This window comes from Sphingomonas sp. CD22 (assembly GCF_034556155.1).
GTDB lineage: Bacteria > Pseudomonadota > Alphaproteobacteria > Sphingomonadales > Sphingomonadaceae > Sphingomonas.
In genome coordinates this window covers 154932-172835 of record NZ_JAYDYX010000005.1, presented here as the reverse complement: position 1 = coordinate 172835, position 17904 = coordinate 154932, and the positions used below count along the sequence as shown (strand labels likewise).

18 protein-coding genes are annotated in these 17904 nt (G+C 68.8%); 9 read left to right on the top strand and 9 right to left on the bottom strand.

What is annotated here, in order from left to right:
• Nucleotides 1-32: 32 nt before the first annotated feature.
• The 3 genes from SFC76_RS11560 to SFC76_RS11550 are packed head-to-tail and all read right to left on the bottom strand — an operon-like array spanning nucleotide 33 to nucleotide 2488.
• Nucleotides 33-965, bottom strand: coding sequence for a DUF481 domain-containing protein (locus tag SFC76_RS11560; protein WP_322849620.1), 933 nt, complete (start codon nucleotides 963-965; stop codon nucleotides 33-35).
• Nucleotides 966-1013: 48 nt separating this feature from the next.
• A complete protein-coding gene (locus SFC76_RS11555) occupies nucleotides 1014-1508 on the bottom strand; it encodes an RNA pyrophosphohydrolase (protein ID WP_322849619.1) in 495 nt (164 codons plus the stop codon).
• Nucleotides 1505-2488, bottom strand: a complete 984-nt coding sequence (locus SFC76_RS11550; RefSeq protein ID WP_322849618.1) for an alpha/beta hydrolase — start codon at nucleotides 2486-2488, stop codon at nucleotides 1505-1507. Before SFC76_RS11550 ends, SFC76_RS11555 begins: the two co-directional genes overlap by 4 nt.
• Before the next feature lie 54 nt (nucleotides 2489-2542).
• Here SFC76_RS11550 and SFC76_RS11545 point away from each other — a divergent pair, with 54 nt between their 5' ends.
• A complete protein-coding gene (locus SFC76_RS11545) occupies nucleotides 2543-3439 on the top strand; it encodes a histone deacetylase (protein WP_322849617.1) in 897 nt (298 codons plus the stop codon).
• A gap of 42 nt (nucleotides 3440-3481) precedes the next feature.
• Nucleotides 3482-4672 (top strand): cyclopropane-fatty-acyl-phospholipid synthase family protein, encoded by a 1191-nt coding sequence (locus tag SFC76_RS11540; protein ID WP_322849616.1) that lies wholly within the window; start codon nucleotides 3482-3484, stop codon nucleotides 4670-4672.
• A gap of 146 nt (nucleotides 4673-4818) precedes the next feature.
• Here SFC76_RS11540 and SFC76_RS11535 read toward each other — a convergent pair whose 3' ends face one another.
• Together SFC76_RS11535 and purF are read right to left on the bottom strand one after the other, a co-directional pair.
• Complete coding sequence (locus tag SFC76_RS11535) at nucleotides 4819-5526, bottom strand: SDR family NAD(P)-dependent oxidoreductase (protein ID WP_322849615.1); 708 nt, start codon at nucleotides 5524-5526, stop codon at nucleotides 4819-4821.
• 3 nt (nucleotides 5527-5529) lie between these two features.
• Nucleotides 5530-6987, bottom strand: a complete 1458-nt coding sequence (gene purF / locus SFC76_RS11530) for an amidophosphoribosyltransferase (protein WP_322849614.1) — start codon at nucleotides 6985-6987, stop codon at nucleotides 5530-5532.
• A gap of 126 nt (nucleotides 6988-7113) precedes the next feature.
• Between purF and SFC76_RS11525 the strand changes: the two genes are divergently transcribed.
• A complete protein-coding gene (locus tag SFC76_RS11525; RefSeq protein WP_322849613.1) occupies nucleotides 7114-7365 on the top strand; it encodes a Rho termination factor in 252 nt (83 codons plus the stop codon).
• A gap of 42 nt (nucleotides 7366-7407) precedes the next feature.
• Here SFC76_RS11525 and SFC76_RS11520 read toward each other — a convergent pair whose 3' ends face one another.
• From SFC76_RS11520 to SFC76_RS11510, 3 genes are read right to left on the bottom strand one after another with little or no spacing between them, the layout of a single operon-like run.
• Nucleotides 7408-8775 carry a cell wall hydrolase gene (locus SFC76_RS11520; protein ID WP_322849612.1) on the bottom strand — a complete coding sequence of 456 codons (1368 nt, stop codon included), beginning with the start codon at nucleotides 8773-8775 and terminating at the stop codon, nucleotides 7408-7410.
• Nucleotides 8772-9692 carry a cysteine synthase A gene (gene cysK, locus SFC76_RS11515; protein WP_322849611.1) on the bottom strand — a complete coding sequence of 307 codons (921 nt, stop codon included), beginning with the start codon at nucleotides 9690-9692 and terminating at the stop codon, nucleotides 8772-8774. The genes SFC76_RS11520 and cysK overlap by 4 nt, the downstream gene beginning before the upstream one ends.
• Nucleotides 9689-10963 (bottom strand): MFS transporter, encoded by a 1275-nt coding sequence (locus SFC76_RS11510; protein WP_322849610.1) that lies wholly within the window; start codon nucleotides 10961-10963, stop codon nucleotides 9689-9691. Before SFC76_RS11510 ends, cysK begins: the two co-directional genes overlap by 4 nt.
• Nucleotides 10964-11104: 141 nt before the next feature.
• On the opposite strand from SFC76_RS11510, the gene hisI reads away from it, so the two are divergent.
• The 6 genes from hisI to epsC all read left to right on the top strand — a co-directional run bounded on the left by hisI (nucleotide 11105) and on the right by epsC (nucleotide 17144).
• Entirely contained in the window at nucleotides 11105-11464 is a 360-nt protein-coding gene (hisI, locus tag SFC76_RS11505; protein ID WP_038659086.1) for a phosphoribosyl-AMP cyclohydrolase, read from the top strand.
• Nucleotides 11461-11955: a hypothetical protein gene (locus SFC76_RS11500; protein WP_322849609.1), complete on the top strand. Its 495-nt coding sequence runs from the start codon at nucleotides 11461-11463 to the stop codon at nucleotides 11953-11955. The genes hisI and SFC76_RS11500 overlap by 4 nt, the downstream gene beginning before the upstream one ends.
• Before the next feature lie 37 nt (nucleotides 11956-11992).
• Nucleotides 11993-12418 carry a MerR family transcriptional regulator gene (locus SFC76_RS11495; RefSeq protein WP_322849608.1) on the top strand — a complete coding sequence of 142 codons (426 nt, stop codon included), beginning with the start codon at nucleotides 11993-11995 and terminating at the stop codon, nucleotides 12416-12418.
• 4 nt (nucleotides 12419-12422) lie between these two features.
• Nucleotides 12423-14225, top strand: coding sequence for an acyl-CoA dehydrogenase C-terminal domain-containing protein (locus tag SFC76_RS11490; RefSeq protein WP_322849607.1), 1803 nt, complete (start codon nucleotides 12423-12425; stop codon nucleotides 14223-14225).
• A 563-nt stretch (nucleotides 14226-14788) separates the two neighbouring features.
• Nucleotides 14789-16102: an NAD(P)/FAD-dependent oxidoreductase gene (locus SFC76_RS11485; protein ID WP_322849606.1), complete on the top strand. Its 1314-nt coding sequence runs from the start codon at nucleotides 14789-14791 to the stop codon at nucleotides 16100-16102.
• 103 nt (nucleotides 16103-16205) lie between these two features.
• Nucleotides 16206-17144 carry a serine O-acetyltransferase EpsC gene (gene epsC / locus SFC76_RS11480; RefSeq protein ID WP_322849605.1) on the top strand — a complete coding sequence of 313 codons (939 nt, stop codon included), beginning with the start codon at nucleotides 16206-16208 and terminating at the stop codon, nucleotides 17142-17144.
• On the opposite strand, the gene SFC76_RS11475 is transcribed toward epsC, so the two are convergent.
• Nucleotides 17145-17879 carry a glycosyltransferase family 2 protein gene (locus tag SFC76_RS11475; protein WP_322849604.1) on the bottom strand — a complete coding sequence of 245 codons (735 nt, stop codon included), beginning with the start codon at nucleotides 17877-17879 and terminating at the stop codon, nucleotides 17145-17147.
• Between the last annotated feature and the right edge of the window lie 25 nt (nucleotides 17880-17904).

Sequence of the window (17904 nt, the reverse complement as noted above, 5' to 3'; positions counted from 1 at the left end):
CTCCCCCATCAAGGGGGATGACCCTATGAAGCCTAGAAGCTGTACACCAGCGACGCGCGGCTGGTCGTGTCGGTCGACAGCGAGCCCACCGGCGGCATGCTTTCATATTGCACGTTGTACGACAGCGCCGCCGACAGCGGTCCGATCAGCTTGGCGTTGACCGAGGTCGTGCCGCTCAGCGTCGAATTGGAGCTTTGCACGTAGGCCGACGCATTCTGCGTCACCGACAGGCCGGGCAGCAGCCGCCAGTTGAACGCCAGGGTGCCGCGGCCGGCGATATTGCTCTGGTCGGTCTCGTCGGTGAAGGCGGTCTGGCGGAACGCGGGGCCCAGTTCGATGTCGAGCCGGATCGCCGAGGTCTTGATCGCGCTGTAGCCGACGCCGGTCGAGGCGGAATAACGGTGATAGAAGCCGAGGAACCGGTCTTCCTCATATTGCGCCGCGCCGTAGAGGTAGACGCGATCCTTGATCTTGTAGTTCGGCTCGTAGCTGGCGAGATAATGTTCGCGCGTCGTGATCCCGGCGTTTTCCTGATAATCCGCCTGCGCGTGGAATTTGTGCCGCCATTGCAGGCCCTCGCGGGTCAGGTCGAGCACCGCCGAACCGCCCTTGCTGTCGGTGTTGCCCGTGGTGATGTAGCCGCCGAGTTCCGCGCGGCCGCTCCACAGGTCGAACATGCTCGCCTGGCGGATCGTCGTCTGCCGCGCCTGCGCGCGGTCGCTGCGCCATTTCTGCGCGATCGCCAGCACCGCGTCGGCGCTCGCGGGATCGGCGAGCCGGGCGTATTTGACCACCACCGAGACGTCGCCGTCGTTGCCGCTCTCGATCGCCGCATCGAGCATCGATCGGATCGCGGCGGGGATCGGCACCTTGCTGTCGTCCGGCTCGCCATCCGCCGGCGCATTGGCGAGCAGCAGCGGAGCGAGGATCAGGATGAGGATCGGGGACAGCAAGGTAGCGCGCACATCGCGCGCTCTACCCGTTGAGTCCGTAGAGGAAACCCCCAAATCCGCTCACCCCGTTTGGTCTGCGCCGAGCTGAGGCCGGAACGCGGCGAGCACGGCCTCGTACAGATCGCGTTTGAACGGCACGATCAGCGTCGGCAAATCGTCCGGATCGCTCCACCGCCAGGCGCGGAATTCGGGGTGCGGCGTGTCGATCCGCACGTCACTGTCCTCGCCGAGGAAGCGGAACAGGAACCAGCGCTGGCGCTGGCCGCGCCATTTGCCCTTCCACACCTTGCCGACCATGTCGTCGGGCAGGTCGTAGAAGAATTCGTCCGGCGCCTCGGCGATCAATGCGACCTTGTCGGGGGTGATCCCCGTCTCCTCGCCGAGTTCGCGGATCGCCGCCGCATAAGCGTCCTCGCCGGGGTCGATCCCGCCTTGGGGCATCTGCCACGCCTCCAGGATCGTATCGATCCGCTGGCCGACGAAGACCTTGCCCGCGCGATTGACCAGCATGACGCCGCCGCAGGGGCGATAGGGGAGGCTTTTGATGTCGCTCATCGTCCGGCCGCCTGTGTCATGACCCGCGCGCCCTCGGCCTCGGCGACCACGTCCTTCAAGGCCGCGAGATAGCCCGCGACATCGCCCTGCGCCGAGGGGATCGCCTTGCGGAAGACGACGAAGGCGTGGATGAGCCCCGCCGCCTCGCGGAACACCGTCGGTACGCCCGCCTTGACCAGCGCGGCGGCGTAAGCGCGGCCCTGATCGCGCAGCGGATCGAGACCGGCGGTGACGATCACCGCCGGCGGCAGGCCCTCCAGCCGGCCGTGCAGCGGGCTCGCGCGCGGGCTTTCGGGATCGGCGCCATAAGCCGCGTTGTAATATTCCATCGCCTCGCGGGTCAGCAGATAGCCCTCCGCGAAGGTCTCGTAGGACGGATAGTCCATGCCGCCGTCGACGACCGGATAGATCGGCGCCTGGACGATCACCGGCACCACCGCCGGCTCGTCGCGCAACGCCATCGCCGTGACGATCGCGAGCGCGCCGCCGGCACTGTCGCCGCACAGGATCAGGCTGGCGACGCTGCGGTCGAGCGTCGCCGGGCTCCCCGCCACCCAGCGCGCCGCCGCCTCGGCGTCGTCGGGCGCGGCGGGCCAGCGATGTTCGGGAGCGAGGCGATAGTCGACCGCCACCACCGGCACGTCGAGCACGCGCGCGATCTCCGCGCAGATGCCGGCATGCGTATCGAGATCGCCGACGACGAAGCCGCCACCGTGGAAATAGACCAGCGCCGGCCCCGGAACGCGCGTCGCGCGCGCGTCGAACAGCCGAGCCGGGATCGTGCCGGCCGGGCCGGGGATCGCCAGATCGCGGACCAACGCCAGTTCGCCGACGGGCAGATCGGTGACGGTGCGAGTCGCGCGGAATGCCTCGCGCGCCTCGGCGGGCGGCATCTCGTGCCGGGCCGGGCCGGGCAACGCATTGAGATAGTCGAGGAAACTCCGCACGTCCGAGCGGACGTCAGGGGGCGTATCGGTCATGCGTCACTCCGCAGGCGGCTTGGGGAACGGCCGCCGCATCCCCAATTACCGATCGTGATCCCGATCGTCCATCATCCCGCCTATGTCGCGCCCGCGCCGGCGCGCTCCACCTACCGCTGGAACAAGAACGGCCTGATCCGCGACCTCCTCCTCGCCGAGGGCGCGCGGGTGGCGTGGCACGAGCCCGAACCGATGCCGCTACGCTGGCTGGAGGCGGTGCACGACCCCGGTTACGTCGCCGAGGTGCTGGCCGCGGACGTACCGTATCTGAAGACGCGCCGCATCGGCTTCCCGATCACGCCCGAGGTCGCGGCGCGGGCACAGGCGGTGCCGGGGGGCACGTGGCTGGCGGCGCGTCTCGCGCTCGACTACGGCTTCGCCGCCAATACCGCCGGCGGCAGCCACCATGCGCTCGCCGACACCGGCGCGGGCTATTGCGTGTTCAACGACCTCGCGCTCGCCGCGGTGCGGCTGATCGAGGAGGGGACGGTCGACCGGCTCGTCGTGGTCGATTGCGACGTGCATCAGGGCGACGGCACCGCCGCGTTGCTCGCCGGACGGCCGGAGATCGCGACCTATTCGATCCACGCCGAGAAGAACTTCCCGGCGCGCAAGGCGCGTTCGACGCTCGACGTCGGGCTGGCCGACGGCATCGGCGACGCGGCGTATCTCGCGACGCTCGCGGCGACGCTCACCCCCTTTCTTGCCGACCACCGGCCACAGCTCGTCCTCTATCAGGCCGGGGTCGATCCGTTCGCGGGCGACCGGCTCGGGCGGCTGTCGCTGACGCTCGACGGGCTGGCGCAGCGCGAGCGGCTGATCGCAGGGCTGACCCGCGGCATTCCGCTCGCGAGCACGGTCGGCGGCGGCTATGGCGACGACGCGCTCGAGATCGCGCAGCGCCACGTCGCGGCGATCCTGACGCTCGGCGAGGCGATCGCCGCGCGCTGACCCTTCCCTGATCGGGCAAGCTGCGGCATGAGCGCCCGCGACATGGCTGCGGACACATTTCAGACACGCGCGCTCGCCCCGATCTTCCACCGCTTGCTCGACCGGATCGATGCCGGGCTGGCGAGCGGCGGTATCGAGGCGCGGCTGCCCGACGGCACCCACCGGCTGCTCGGCGGGCGCAAGCCGGGGCCGGTGCCGATCGTCACGCTGCATCGCTGGCGCGCGCTGGTGCGGCTGGTGACGGGCGGCTCGGTCGGCTGGTATCGCGCGTGGCGCGATGGCGACTGGTCGAGCCCCGATCCGGTGCCCCTGTTCGATCTCTTCATGCGCAACCGCGTCGAACTCGCCGACGTGGCGCGGGCGGGTGGCGGGTCGAAGCTGCTGCTGCGCCTCTGGCACCGGCTGCGCCGCAACGACAAACAGGGCGCGCGCCGCAACATCGCCGACCATTACGACCTCGGCAACGATTTCTACCGCGAATGGCTCGACCCCGGCCTGACCTATTCGAGCGGTATCTTCGCGCGCGGCGACACGCTGGAGAGCGCGCAGGACCGCAAGCTCGCCGCGATCCTCGATCGCACCGGCACGGCGCCGGGCGAGACGATCCTCGAGATCGGCTGCGGCTGGGGCTCGTTCGCGGCGAAGGCGGCGGCGGGCGGACGGCTCGTCCATGCGCTGACGCTGTCGACCGAGCAGAAGGCGGCGGTCGATGCGCGCGGCTTGCCCGGCGTGAGCGTGGCGCTGACCGATTACCGCGACGTCGCCGGGCAGTTCGACGCGGTCGCGAGCATCGAGATGGTCGAGGCGGTCGGGCAGGCCTATTGGCCCGCCTATTGCGACACGCTGGCGCGGGTGCTGAAACCCGGTGGGCGCGCGGCGCTGCAATATATCAGCATCGCGGACGACGTGTTCGACCGCTACGCGGCGAGCGTCGACTTCATCCAGCGCTATGTCTTCCCAGGTGGCATGTTGTTGTCGGAGAGCCGCTTTCGTGCGCTGTGCGAAGCGCGGGGGCTGGCGTGGACCGACCATCACAGCTTCGGCCTCGATTATGCGCAGACGCTGCGCCACTGGCGCGAACGGTTCGAGAATGCCGACAAGGCGGGGCGTTTGCCGGCGCGGCTCGACGCGCGCTTCCGCGACCTGTGGCGCTATTACCTGATGTATTGCGAAGGCGGCTTCCGCGGCCGCGGCATCGACGTCGCGCAGGTGACACTGGTAAAGCGTACCTAATTCCTCCCTCGCTTTAGCGGGGGAGGGGGACCGTTCGCGAAGCGAATGGTGGAGGGGGCGTTTCCACAAATACGGACCTTACCGTATCCTCCCCCTCCGTCAGGCCTTCGGCCTGCCACCTCCCCCTGGCGGGGGAGGATTTGGCGTCACCCCACGCGTTCGCGGTGTCCTGCCTCGAAGCCGGCGATCGCCAGTGCGACGATCCGCTCGGCGACCACCTCGGGTGGCTTGACCGAATCCGGTGCCTCGCCCGGATAGGCGCGCGCGCGCATCTTCGTCCGCGTCGCGCCGGGATCGACGATCGCGGTGCGGATCTTGCTGATGTCCGCGGTTTCGTCGCCATAAGCGCCGAGCATCGTCTCGAACGCCGCTTTCGAGGCGCCATAAGCCCCCCAATACGCGCGGGCATTGCGGCCGACGCTGGAGGTAAGGCCGATCACCTTGCCCGCCGCCGCCTTGCGCAGCATCGGGTCGAACGCCTGGATCATCGCCACCTGCGCGCTGACGTTGAGCGTCAGCACCTGCGCCAATTCCTTGGCGTCGATCGCCGGCACCGCCGCGAGGCTGCCCAGCATCGCCGCGTTGAGCACCAGCACGTCCAGCGCCTGCCAGCGCTCGCCGACCGCGGCGGCGAGCCGCGCGATACTGTCGGTCTGCGTCAGGTCGAGCGGCGCGATCGTCGCCGAGCCGCCGGCGTCGAAGATCGTCTCCTCGACCGCTTCCAGATCCTTCGCGGTGCGCGCGGTCAGCACGACATGCGCGCCCGCCGCACCCAGCGCGATCGCGGTGGCGGCGCCGATGCCGCGGCTCGCGCCGGTGACCAGCGCGAGTTGGTTCGCAAGCGGCTGGGCCATGCGTTAGTTGACCCGCTCCGCCAGCATCGCGAACTGGTCGACCGCAACGCTGTCGTCCTGGTCGGTCAGCGTCGTCGGATAATCGCCGGTGAAACAGGCATCGCAATATTTCGGGCGGATCTCGGCGCGCTTCGCCTCGCCCAGCGCCTTGTAGAGGCCGTCGATCGAAACGAACGACAGGCTGTCGGCATGGATGAAGTCGGTCATCCCGCCGAGGTCCAGCTTGGCGGCGAGCAATTTGGCGCGCTCGGGCGTGTCGACGCCATAGAAGCAGCTATGCCGCGTCGGCGGACTGGCGATACGCATATGCACCTCGGCGGCGCCGGCATCGCGCATCATCTGCACGATCTTGAGGCTGGTGGTGCCACGCACGATCGAATCGTCGACGAGGATGATCCTTTTGCCCTTGATGAGCGCGCGATTGGCGTTGTGCTTGAGCTTGACGCCGAGGTGACGGACCTTGTCGCCCGGCTGGATGAAGGTGCGGCCGACGTAATGCGAGCGGATGATGCCGAGCTCGAACGGAATGCCCGATTGCTGCGCATAACCGATCGCCGCCGGCACGCCCGAATCAGGCACCGGGATGACGAGGTCGGCGTCGACCGGCGTCTCGATCGCGAGCTGCGCGCCGATCTCCTTGCGCACGGTATAGACCGACTGGTCGCCGGCGATCGAATCAGGGCGGCTGAAATAGACCCATTCGAAGATGCACGGCCGTGGCGCCATCGGCGCGAACGGGCGGATCGAGCGTACCTCGCCGTTCTGGACGATGACCAGCTCGCCCGGCTCGACCTGCCGTTCGAAGGTCGCGCCGCAGACGTCGAGCGCCACCGTTTCGGAGGCGAAGATCACCGCGCCGTCGAGCTTGCCCATCACCAGCGGCCGGATGCCGAGCGGATCGCGACAGGCGATCATCCCCTCGGGCGTCATCACGACGAGGCTGTAGGCGCCCTCGATCTGCTTCAGCGCATCGATGAAGCGGTCGAGCAGGGTGCGATAGTTCGACGTCGCGACGAGATGAATGATCGTCTCGGTATCGCTGGTCGACTGGAAGATCGAGCCGCGCCGGATCAGCTCGCGCCGCAGCTTCATGGCGTTGGAGATGTTGCCGTTATGCGCGACCGCGAAGCCGCCGCTGGCGAGTTCGGCATACAGCGGCTGGACGTTGCGCAGCGCGGTCTCGCCGCTCGTCGAATAGCGGACGTGGCCGACCGCATAGTCGCCGGGCAGCGCGCGGATCACGTCGTCGCGGTCGAAATTGCCGGCGACATGGCCCATCGCGCGATGGGTGTGGAAGTGATGGCCGTCGAAGCTGCTGATCCCAGCCGCCTCCTGGCCGCGGTGCTGCAGCGCGTGCAGGCCGAGCGCGACGAGCGCCGCGGCGCTGTCGCTGCCGGATACACCGAATACGCCGCACTCTTCGTGCAGCTTGTCGTCTTCAAACGGATGGGTCGTCAGCATGGTGGCGGGGGCTCACATCGTGCGGGTGGCCATATAGGAGCGCATTCCGCGTTTGTCGCGTATTTGTAATGCGCAAATCGAACCGATTGTCGCGATACGCGTTTCGGGCGCCGGAAGGAGAGGGTGATGGCCAAGGAGCACGGCGCGCAGATCAAGGACGACGCTTTGTACGAGGAATTGCTGAAACAGGGCAATTCCAAGGAGAAAGCGGCGCGAATCGCCAATGCCAAGGCGGCCGGCACGCTGGACCACCCGGGCGGGACGTTGGACGCGCGCAGCAAGGCGGACCTGATGAAGGAAGCGCGCGAGATCGGCATCGAGGGCCGATCGAAGATGGACAAGGCGGCGCTGATCAAGGCGATTTGCAGCCACAAGTAACTGGAATTCCTCCCCCGCCAGGGGGAGGAATTAACGGTGCGTCTATGGCTGACCGGCGAGCGGCAGGTGCCGAGCCGACGATGCGGCGGACGGGAAGGCGGAACTGGGCCGTTTCGCCCCGGCAGTGTCGGGTGCCGCCGCATCCCCCTTGCGCCGCACGCCGCCCAGCTCCGCCACCGGCGTCGCGGTCGGGACGGGCGTCGCCGTAGCGACCGGCACGGCCGTCAGCAGCACCTGCTGCTTCATGCACTGGTGCCGGTCCGGGCGCGGATATTTGGTGCAATTCCACAGCGTCCGCTCCACCCCCGCATCGCGGTCGCGCAGATAGCTGAATGCCATCGCCGCGACCTGATCCGCAGTCAGCGGCGCGGCGGCCGGGGTCTTCGCCGCATCGCTCCACGCCGAGAAGCGGCACGCCTTGCGCTCGCCGCACGCCTTGGCGGCGATCGTCGGATACAATTCGGGCTGCACGCCCCATGGCAGCGTCACGAAGAAGCTGTCGCCGTCGCCGGCCGAGGCGGTGAACGGCGCCGTCTCGCCCGCCACGCCGTCCGCCGCGACCAGCCCGAGCGCCGCCGATGCATCGAGCAGCGCCGCATCCGCCTCGGCGAGCGCGCCGCCCATCTTGTGCGCGTCCGAAATCGGCGCGAGCTGCGCGATCACCGGTTCGCTCGAACTCACCTGGCGGTTGAACGCGGGCGGCGTTCCCCACCAGCCGGTCCAGCGGAAGAACAGATGGCTGTGGACCGCGACGACCTTGTCGAGGCTCGCCTGCCAGTACGGCACCACCCAGTCGGTATGGTAATGCGTCGCATAGCCGACCGGGCGATAGACCGTACCGGCCAGCGCCATCGTCGCGATCTCGCGCGCGCGCCGCCACGCATCGGCGGTCGGCGTCCAGCGGGTCAGCGCGTGATCGCAGGCGAAGCTGAACTGGCAGCCGGTGCTGCGCTCCTGCCCCTCGAAGATGACGCCGCAGACGGTCTTGGGGAAAGCGGGATGGCGCAGGCGGTTGAGCACCACCTGCGCGACCGCGCGCTCGCCTTCGGTATCGTCGCCCGCCTCGTAGAGGACGCCGGCCGCGAGGCAGTCGGTCGCGCGCGCGCGATCCTCCGAACCGCCGGCGAAGCGGAACGGCCGCGCCGCGGGATTGGGCAAGTCAGAAAAGAGAACGCTGGCGTTGAACGCCTTGGCGTCCTCCGGCGTCAGGTCGATGAACGTCACCGGCTCGACCGGCGGCAGTTCGGCGGCGGGCACGACCCGGCGATGCACCGCGACACGCGTGTGCGGCTGCGAAATGGCGGGCGGATGGGTGACGACGAGGGCGGGGACGGCGACCGCGACGATCGCGGTCGCCGCCAGCACCGCGCACAGCCACGCCGGGCTGCGCGCCTGTGAAGGACGCGTCACTGTTCGGGCAGGAAGTCCGGCACCGACAGATAGCGCTCGCCCGTGTCATAGTTGAAGCCGAGTACGCGGACGCCATCGGGCAGGTCGGGCAGCTTCTGCAGGATCGCGGCGAGCGTCGCGCCCGACGAAATGCCGACGAGGATGCCTTCTTCCGATGCCGACCGCCGTGCCATGTCCTTGGCGACCGCGGCGTCGACCTCGATCACCCCGTCGAGCGCCTGCGTGTGCAGGTTGCGGGGGATGAAGCCGGCGCCGATCCCCTGGATCGGGTGCGGCCCCGGCTGGCCGCCGGCGATGACCGGCGAGGCGGCGGGCTCGACCGCGAAGACCTTGAGGTTCGGCCAATGCTTCTTCAGCGTCTCGGCGACGCCGGTGATATGGCCGCCCGTGCCGACGCCAGTGATGATGACATCGATCGGCGAATCGCGGAAATCGTTGAGGATCTCCTGCGCGGTGGTGCGGACGTGGACGTCGATGTTGGCGCCGTTCTCGAACTGCTGCGGCATCCACGAACCCGGCGTCTGATGGACCAGCTCGAGCGCACGCTCGATCGCGCCCTTCATGCCCTTTTCGCGCGGGGTGAGGTCGAAGGTCGCGCCATAAGCGAGCATCAGCCGCCGCCGCTCGAGCGACATCGATTCGGGCATGACGAGGACGAGCTTGTAGCCCTTCACCGCGGCGACCATCGCCAGGCCGACGCCGGTGTTGCCGCTGGTCGGCTCGATGATCGTGCCGCCGGGCTTCAGGTCGCCATTGGCTTCCGCGGCCTCGACCATCGCGAGCGCGATACGGTCCTTGATCGATCCGCCCGGGTTGGAGCGTTCGGATTTGATCCAGACTTCCGAATCGGGGAACAGCTTGGCGACGCGGATGTGCGGCGTATTGCCGATCGTTTCCAGGATGGTGTTGGCCTTCATGGCTTGGCTTCTCCGTGCTGCGGTTCGATCTGTAACATGTCTGGCGGGTCGAAGGTCCGTGCGGCGCGCAGTTCGGGGAACAGCCGCGCCCACAGCAAGGTGACGACGATCGCCGCGATCCCGCCGAACGCGACTGCGCCGACCGGGCCGAGCAACGACGCCATCAGCCCGCTCTCCGCCTCGCCGAGCTCGTTGGATGCCGAGATGGTGAGCTGCGACACCGCGCTCACCCGGCCGCGCATCTCGTCGGGGGTGTGGAGCTGGATCAGCGACTGGCGGACGTAGACCGACACCATGTCGGAGCCGCCCGCGACGATCAGCGCGGCGAGGCTCAGCGGGAAGGAGGTCGACAGGCCGAAGGTGAGGACGGCGACTGCGAAGACGATCACCGCGATCAGCATCTTGGTGCCGACGTTGCTGTCCATCGGCCGCACCGAGAACCACACCGCGGTCACCGCCGCGCCGATCCCCATGCCCGCGGCGAGCACGCCCAGCCCCTGCGCGCCGACGTGCAGGATGTCGCGCGCGTAGATCGGCAGCAGGGCGGTCGCGCCGGCGAGCAGCACGACGAACAGGTCGAGCGTGATCGTCGCCAGCACCAGCCGGTTGTTGCGGACGTACCGGAAGCCGTCGAGGATACGCGTGAGCGGATGTTTGTCAGTCTGCGCCGGCGGCTGCGGCACCGGGCCGATCAGGAACATCGTCGCCAGCGCGAGAACGAACAGCCCGGTGATCGTCGCATAAGCGACGTCGGGGTGGATGGCGTAGAGCAGGCCGCCGACGCTGGGACCGGCGATCGAGCCGACCTGCCAGGCGATCGACGAGATCGCGATCGCGGTCGGCAGGCTCTCGCGCGGCACCAGATTGGGGGCGAGCGCCGAATAAGCCGGGCCGGTGAAGGCGCGCACCACCCCGATCACCACCGCCGCGAAGAACAAGGCCGGCAGCGTCAGGTCGCCCCAATAGGTCAGCACGCCGAGGAACGCCGCGACCAGCGCGATTACCGCCGTCGTCGCGCGGACGATCCAGCGCCGGTCGACGCTGTCGGCGACGAGGCCGGTGACGGGGGTGAGCAGGAACAAAGGCACGAACTGCGCCGCGCCGATCATGCCGAGCAGGAATGCCGACTGGCGCACGTCCATCGTCTCGCGGGCAAGGCCATAGACCTGCCAGCCGATGACGATCGCCAGCGCGGTCTGCGCGATCGTACCCGACAGGCGCGACAGCCAATAGCTGCGGAAATTGGCGATACGGAAGGGATGGGTGGCCATGTGGCGCGCAGCTTTGCCGCGTGCGCAACGGAAGGGCAACATAGTTGCACTTGATCGGGGTTCGGCTGCCGCGACGGACGGGGGTCGCGTCACCGCGTACGGGAGGATGACGCCGCCGCCGCACCCGCTATACGTGCCGATATGGCCGACCCCCGCGAAACCGAACTCGTCCTCGATCCAAAATACGATGCCGCCGGGCTGATCACCGCGGTCGTCACCACCCGCGACGGCGCGCTGCTGATGGTCGCGCATATGAATGCCGAGGCGCTCGCCGCGACGCAGGCGAGCGGCGAGGCGACCTTCTGGTCGCGCAGCCGCGCGCGGCTGTGGAAGAAGGGCGAGACCTCGGGCAACGTGCTGCGCGTGGTCGAGATGCGGATCGACTGTGATCAGGATGCGCTGTGGATCATCGCCGATCCCGCCGGCCCCGCCTGTCACACCGGCGCGGCGAGCTGTTTCTACCGCCGCGTCGACGGCGATCGGTTGCAGGCGATCGGATGAGGCGCGCGCTGCTGGCGACGCTGCTGCTCGCCGGCTGCGGATCGCCGCCGCCGCCGCCGCAGGATACGCCGGGCAGCCGGCTGGAACGCGCGGCGCAGCGGGCCGGCCTCGTCGGCGACCCCGCGCGCGCCGGCCTCGCCGGGTCGTGGGCCGCCGATACCGACCGGCTTTGCATCGTCCCCGCCGGCCGCGACACGTTCCGGATCGGCGCGCTGATCGATTACGGCGAGGGGCAGGGCTGTGCCGCCGCGGGCACCGCGCGCCGCAGCGGGGAGCGGGTCGCCGTCGCCTTCGGCCCGTGTCGCTTCGACGCGCATTTCGATGGCGAGCGCATCGTCTTCCCCGCCGCGATGCCCGCCGCCTGCGATCGTTATTGCACCGGTCGCGCCTCGCTCGATTCGCTCACCGTCGAGCGGCTCAGCGGCGCGCTGGCCGAGGCGGCGACGCTGCGCACGCCATCGGGAAAACGGCTGTGCAGCGTGGGGGAGTGAGTTGACGTTGACGTAAACGTGACGTAACGATCCGCGCATGGCCTCGTCACCCGCTTATGCCGTGATCGAACATCGCCACGATCGCGACTCCTTCACGATTTCCGATCTTTGCGAGGAGTTCGGCGTTACCGCGCGGGCGCTGCGCTTCTACGAGGACGAGGGGCTGATCGCGCCCGAGCGGCGCGGCACCCAGCGCATCTATTCGCATCGCGACCGCGCGCGGCTCGCCTGGATCCTGCGCGGCAAGCGCGTCGGCTTCAGCCTGGGCGAGATCCGCGAGATGATCGACCTCTACGATCTCGACGACGGCCGCCGTCTCCAGCGGCAGGTGTCGATCGACCGCTGTCGCGCGCGGATCGAGCTGCTCGAACGCCAGAAGCAGGACATCGACGCCGCCATCGCCGAGCTCACCGAATTCGTGGCGGTCGTCGAGGCCGTCCATATCGCCGACACACAAGGATAATCGGATGCCCCAGTATACGCCCCCCGTCCGCGACACGCGCTTCATCCTCGAACATGTCGTCGGCCTGCAGAATTACGCCAATTTGCCCGGTTTCGACGCCGCCACCCCAGACGTGGTCGAGGCGGTGCTGGAGGAGGGCGGCCGCTTCGTCGCCGAGGTGCTGTTCCCGCTCAACCAGTCGGGCGACCTCGAAGGCTGCACCCGGAACGAGGACGGCAGCGTCACCACGCCCGCCGGCTTCAAGGAAGCCTATAGCCGATATGTCGAGAGCGGCTGGGCGACGCTGGGCAATGCGCCGGAATATGGCGGCCAGGGCATGCCGCACGTCGTGTCGATCGCCTTCCAGGAATATATGATTTCGTCCAACATGGCCTTCGCCATGTACCCCGGCCTGACGCACGGCGCGATCGCCGCGCTGGTCGCCAAGGGCAGCCCCGAGCAGCAGCGGATGTACGTCCCCAAGATGGTGTCGGGCGAATGGGGCGGCACGATGAACCTCACCGAGCCGCAATGCGGCACCGACCTCGGCCTGATCCGCACCAAGGCGGAGCCGCAGGCGGATGGCTCCTATGCGATCACCGGCACCAAGATCTTCATCTCGGCCGGCGAGCATGACCTGACCGACAACATCATCCATCTCGTGCTGGCCAAGACGCCGGGCGCGCCGGACAGTTCGAAGGGCATCTCGCTGTTCGTCGTCCCCAAAGTGCTGGTCAACGACGACGGCAGCCTCGGCGAGCGCAACGCGGTCACCTGCGGCTCGATCGAGCACAAGATGGGCATCCACGCCAATTCGACCTGCGTGATGAACTATGACGGCGCCAAGGGCTGGCTGGTCGGCGAGGAGATGAAGGGCCTTGCCGCGATGTTCATCATGATGAACGCGGCACGGCTCGGCGTCGGCCTGCAAGGGCTCGGCATCGCCGAGGTCGCCTATCAGAACGCCGTCCAATATGCCGAGGACCGCCGTCAGGGCCGCGCGCTCACCGGCCCGAAGCAGCCCGAGGAGAAAGCGGACACGTTGTTCGTCCACCCCGACATCCGCCGCATGTTGATGGAGGGCAAGGCGTGGACCGAGGGTCTGCGCGCGCTCTGCCTGTGGGGCGCGTTGCAGGTCGATCTGGAGCATCATGCCGGCACCGACGAGGAGCGGGAGATGGCGGGCGACCTGATCGGCCTGCTCACGCCGGTGATCAAGGGTGTCGGCACCGACAAGGGCTATGAGGTCGCGACCAACGCGCAGCAGGTCTATGGCGGCCACGGCTACATCGCCGAATGGGGCATGGAGCAATATGTCCGCGATGCCCGCATCGCGATGATCTACGAGGGCACCAACGGCGTGCAGGCGATGGACCTCGTCGGCCGCAAGCTCGCGCTGAAGGGCGGCCGTGCGGTGCAGGCCCTGTTCAAGATCGTGACCGAGGAAACGACGGCCGCCGAGGGCGTCGAGGCGACCGCGGCGATCGCCGTCGCGCTCAAGAAGGCACTCGGCGAGCTGCAGGCGGCGACGATGTGGTTCATGGCGAACGGCATGAAGAACCCGGAGAATGTCGGCGCCGGCGCGGTGCCGTACATGCATTTGATGGGCATCGTCGCCACCGGCCTGATGTGGCTGCGGATGGCCAAGGCCGCCGCCGAACTGAAGACTGCGGGAGAGGGCGACACCGCGTTCCTCGACGCCAAGCTGGTCACCGCCCGCTTCTTCGCCGAGCGGATCGCGCCCGACGCGGGTGCGCTGCGCCGCAAGATCGAGGGCGGCGCGGAGAGCCTGATGGCACTGCCGCCGGAGATGTTCCGCGCGGCGTGAGCCGCGGGGGCGCCGGCGCTTTGGACGCCGGTGCTCGTGCTTCCGCGGGGTTTTGCGACAGCCGATTTCCCATCCTGTGTTCCCGCGGATGCGGGAACCCAGGGCCAAGCAGAGCAACGACCCACCATGCGCGTGACTCCTGGGCTCCCGCCTGCGCGGGAGCATTGGTGAAGTTTGGCCGAAGGCGCCGCGCTTTCGGCAGCTCTGCGAGAGTCGCCACAAACCCCAAAGGCTGTACCCTGCGAAGGCCGGGGCCCAGTTGGGAAGGTCGTTGTAAGTAGTTCCGAACCGTCACCCAACTGGGCCCGGCCTCCGCCGGGGTACATAAGGCATTCCTCCAAGTCTTCGCGCTCACCATAATGACGGCGTGGTTGAAAGCATGACGCCAAGGTTCGACATCTACCCAAACCGTCCTCGGACGATATACTGCGCCGCAAGACGAGCAGGTCGACCGCGTTCATGGTCGCCGCACCGGCCCGGTCCGGTGACCGGGAGCGAGGGGATGCCGTAACCTACGCGCAGGCGGCACCGGCCGCCCGCGCGTTCGACGCGGAGACGGACCCATGACGTCGAAGATCCAGATCGTCATCGTCGGCGGCGGCGCGGCGGGGCTCGAACTCGCCACCCGGCTGGGCGCGCGCTACGGCCGCAGGCGGCACGACATCATCGTCGTCGATCGCAACCGCACGCACATCTGGAAGCCGCTGCTGCACGAGGTGGCGACCGGCTCGCTCGACGCCAACATGGACGAGGTCGGCTATCGCAGCCATTGCCATCGCTGGGGCTATCGCTTCTTCTACGGCACGCTGCGCGCGATCGACCGGACCGCGCGGCAGGTCCATCTGGCGCCGGTGTTCGACGATCGGGGGCGCGAGGTGATCGCCGCGCATTCGATCCGCTACGATTATCTGGTGCTCGCCTACGGCTCGGTGACCAACGATTTCGGCACGCCCGGCGTGGCGGAGAATTGCACCTTCCTCGACAGCCGCGCGCAGGCCGACCGTTTCCGCGACCGGCTGCTCGATCATTGCCTGCGCGTCTCGCGGACGATGACCGCCGACCCGGCCAGCGACGCGCACGTCCGCATCGCCATCGTCGGCGGCGGCGCGACCGGGGTCGAGCTGGCCGCCGAATTGTTCAACGCCGCCGCCGCGCTCGGTCATTACGGGCTGGAGGTGTTCGATGAGAGCCGGCTCGCGGTGACACTGATCGAGGCGGGTCCGCGCATCCTTCCCGCTTTGCCCGACCGGCTCGCCGATGCCGCCCGCGGCGAATTGGAAGCGCTCGGCGTGCGCGTGTTGACCGGAACGCCGGTGACCGCCGCGGACCGCGACGGCCTGACCACCGGCGGCGGCGAGCGGATCGATGCCGATCTGATGGTCTGGGCGGCGGGGGTGAAGGCGGTCCCGATCGCCGACGGTCTCGACGGCCTCGACCTTGCCCGCGGCGGGCAGGTGGTGGTGACGCCGACCTTGCAGAGCGTCGGCGACGCGCGGATCTTCGCGATCGGCGATTGCGCGGCGTGCACGCTGCCGGGCAGCGATCGACCGGTGCCGCCGCGCGCGCAGGCCGCGCATCAGATGGCGGCGGCGGTCTTCGTCAATCTCAGGCAGCTGATGGCAGGCAAACCGTTGCGGCCATTCGTCTATCGGGATCATGGCTCGCTGGTGTCGCTGAGCCGCTTCTCGACCGTCGGCACGCTGATGGGCAATCTGGTCGGCGGCAAGCTCGCGATCGAGGGGCGGCTGGCGCGGTTCGTCTATCTCTCTTTGTACCGGATGCACCTGATCGCCATCCATGGCTGGATCAAGGGCTGCGCGCTGATCGTGATCGGCCACGTCAACCGGATCGTCCGGCCGCGGCTCAAGCTGCACTGATCCGGCGAGCGCTGAAATCCAGCCTATCCGCGGGGCAAACCAAGCTGCTTTGCCAAGCCGCCATGCTCCGCCGAGATGGCAGGCCGCAGCAAGGATCGAAACCATGGTTGAGCCCAGCGCCGACGATTTTCCGTCGATCGCCTTCCCGCAGGAGATCGACGTCGTCGTCGAGCGATTGCAGCGCGCGCGGATCGAGTGGCGCACCGCGCATCCGCACAACGACGAACGCGGCAGCCGCTTTCCCTCGCGCCAGGCGCTCAAGCGGATCACCGGGGAGCTCGGTACCGCGCTGTTCCCGCTGCGTCTCGGCCCGTCGGAGCTGACCGTCGCCAACGAGAATGCGTTCATCGCCGCCTCGGTCGAATCGACGCTGGCGCAGCTCGCCGCGCAGGTCGATCTCGAACTCGGCTATAGCGGCAGCGACGGCGACAGCCATGCGACGGCGGTGCGCGCCGAGTGGCTGATCGGCGCGTTCGCGGCTGGGCTGCCGGAGATCCGCCGCATCCTCGACAGCGATGTGGAGGCGGCCTATGCCGCCGATCCCGCGGCGCGCAGCGTCGACGAGGTGCTCGTCGCCTATCCGTCGTTCACCGCGATCATCCATCATCGCATCGCGCATCTGCTGTACCGCCTCGGCGCGCCGCTGGTCGCGCGGCTGATCGCGGAGATCGCGCATGCCGGAACGGGGATCGACATCCACCCCGCCGCCCGCATCGGCCGGCGGTTCTTCATCGATCACGGCACCGGCGTGGTGATCGGCGAGACCGCGATCCTCGGCGACCGCGTCCGCCTCTACCAGGGCGTCACGCTGGGCGGCGACCCCGATCTGTTCGGCGACAAATCGGGCGCGCCGCGCCATCCGATCGTCGCGGACGATGTGGTGATCCACGCCAATGCGACGATCGTCGGCCGGGTGACGATCGGCGCGCGCTCGCGGATCGGCGGCGGCGTCTGGCTGCGCCAGGACGTGCCGGCGGACACGTTGGTCGAAGCGCCGCCGCCGCTGTTCCGCGCCTTGCCGGCGGCGGCCGCGACCAATTGATCAGGCGGTCAGCGCCATCAGATAGGGGTGCGCGAGGACGCGGTCGGCGTTGCGCGCGCCGATCGCGGTGTCGTTGACCAGCCGGCTGCCCGCGACGGTGCGATAGAGCGCGACGCAGGCTTCGATCCGCGCGAAGCGGGCGCCCGCCGCGGCGGCACGGGTGTAGAAATCCCAGTCGTTGCAATTGTGGAAGCTGGGGTCGAACCCCTCGACCTGCGCCACCACAGCGCGGCGGACGATCGACCAGCTCGGGCCGATGACGCCGCCGCTCGCCAGCCCGCGACGGATGCAGCCGCCGTCCCAGCCGCATTCGGGCGCTTGCGGCGCGCCGTCGCCCTCGACGCGGGCGAAATGGCCGACGACGATGTCGTGCAGCCCGCCCGCGGTGCCGTCGAGCAGCGCGCGCGCCGCGCCGGGCAGCCAGACGTCGTCGCTGTCGAGGAACGCGATCCAGTCGGATCGCGCCGCGCCCGCGCCGGTGTTGCGCGCCTGCGACGCGCCGACGTTGCGGGGCAGCACGATCGCCTCGACCGACGGATGCGCCGCGGCGAGCGCGCGGATCACCGCCGCGCTGTCGTCGGACGAGCCATCGTCGACGACGATCACGCGGGCGGGCGGATGATCCTGCGCCAGCACGCTGGCGACCGCATCGGCCACGACATGGGCGCGGTTGTGGCAGGGGATGACGACGTCATAGGTCGCGAGCGGCGCGAACAGCAGCGGAACGTGGAGCATCGCCGCTCATTGCCAGTTTCCGCCG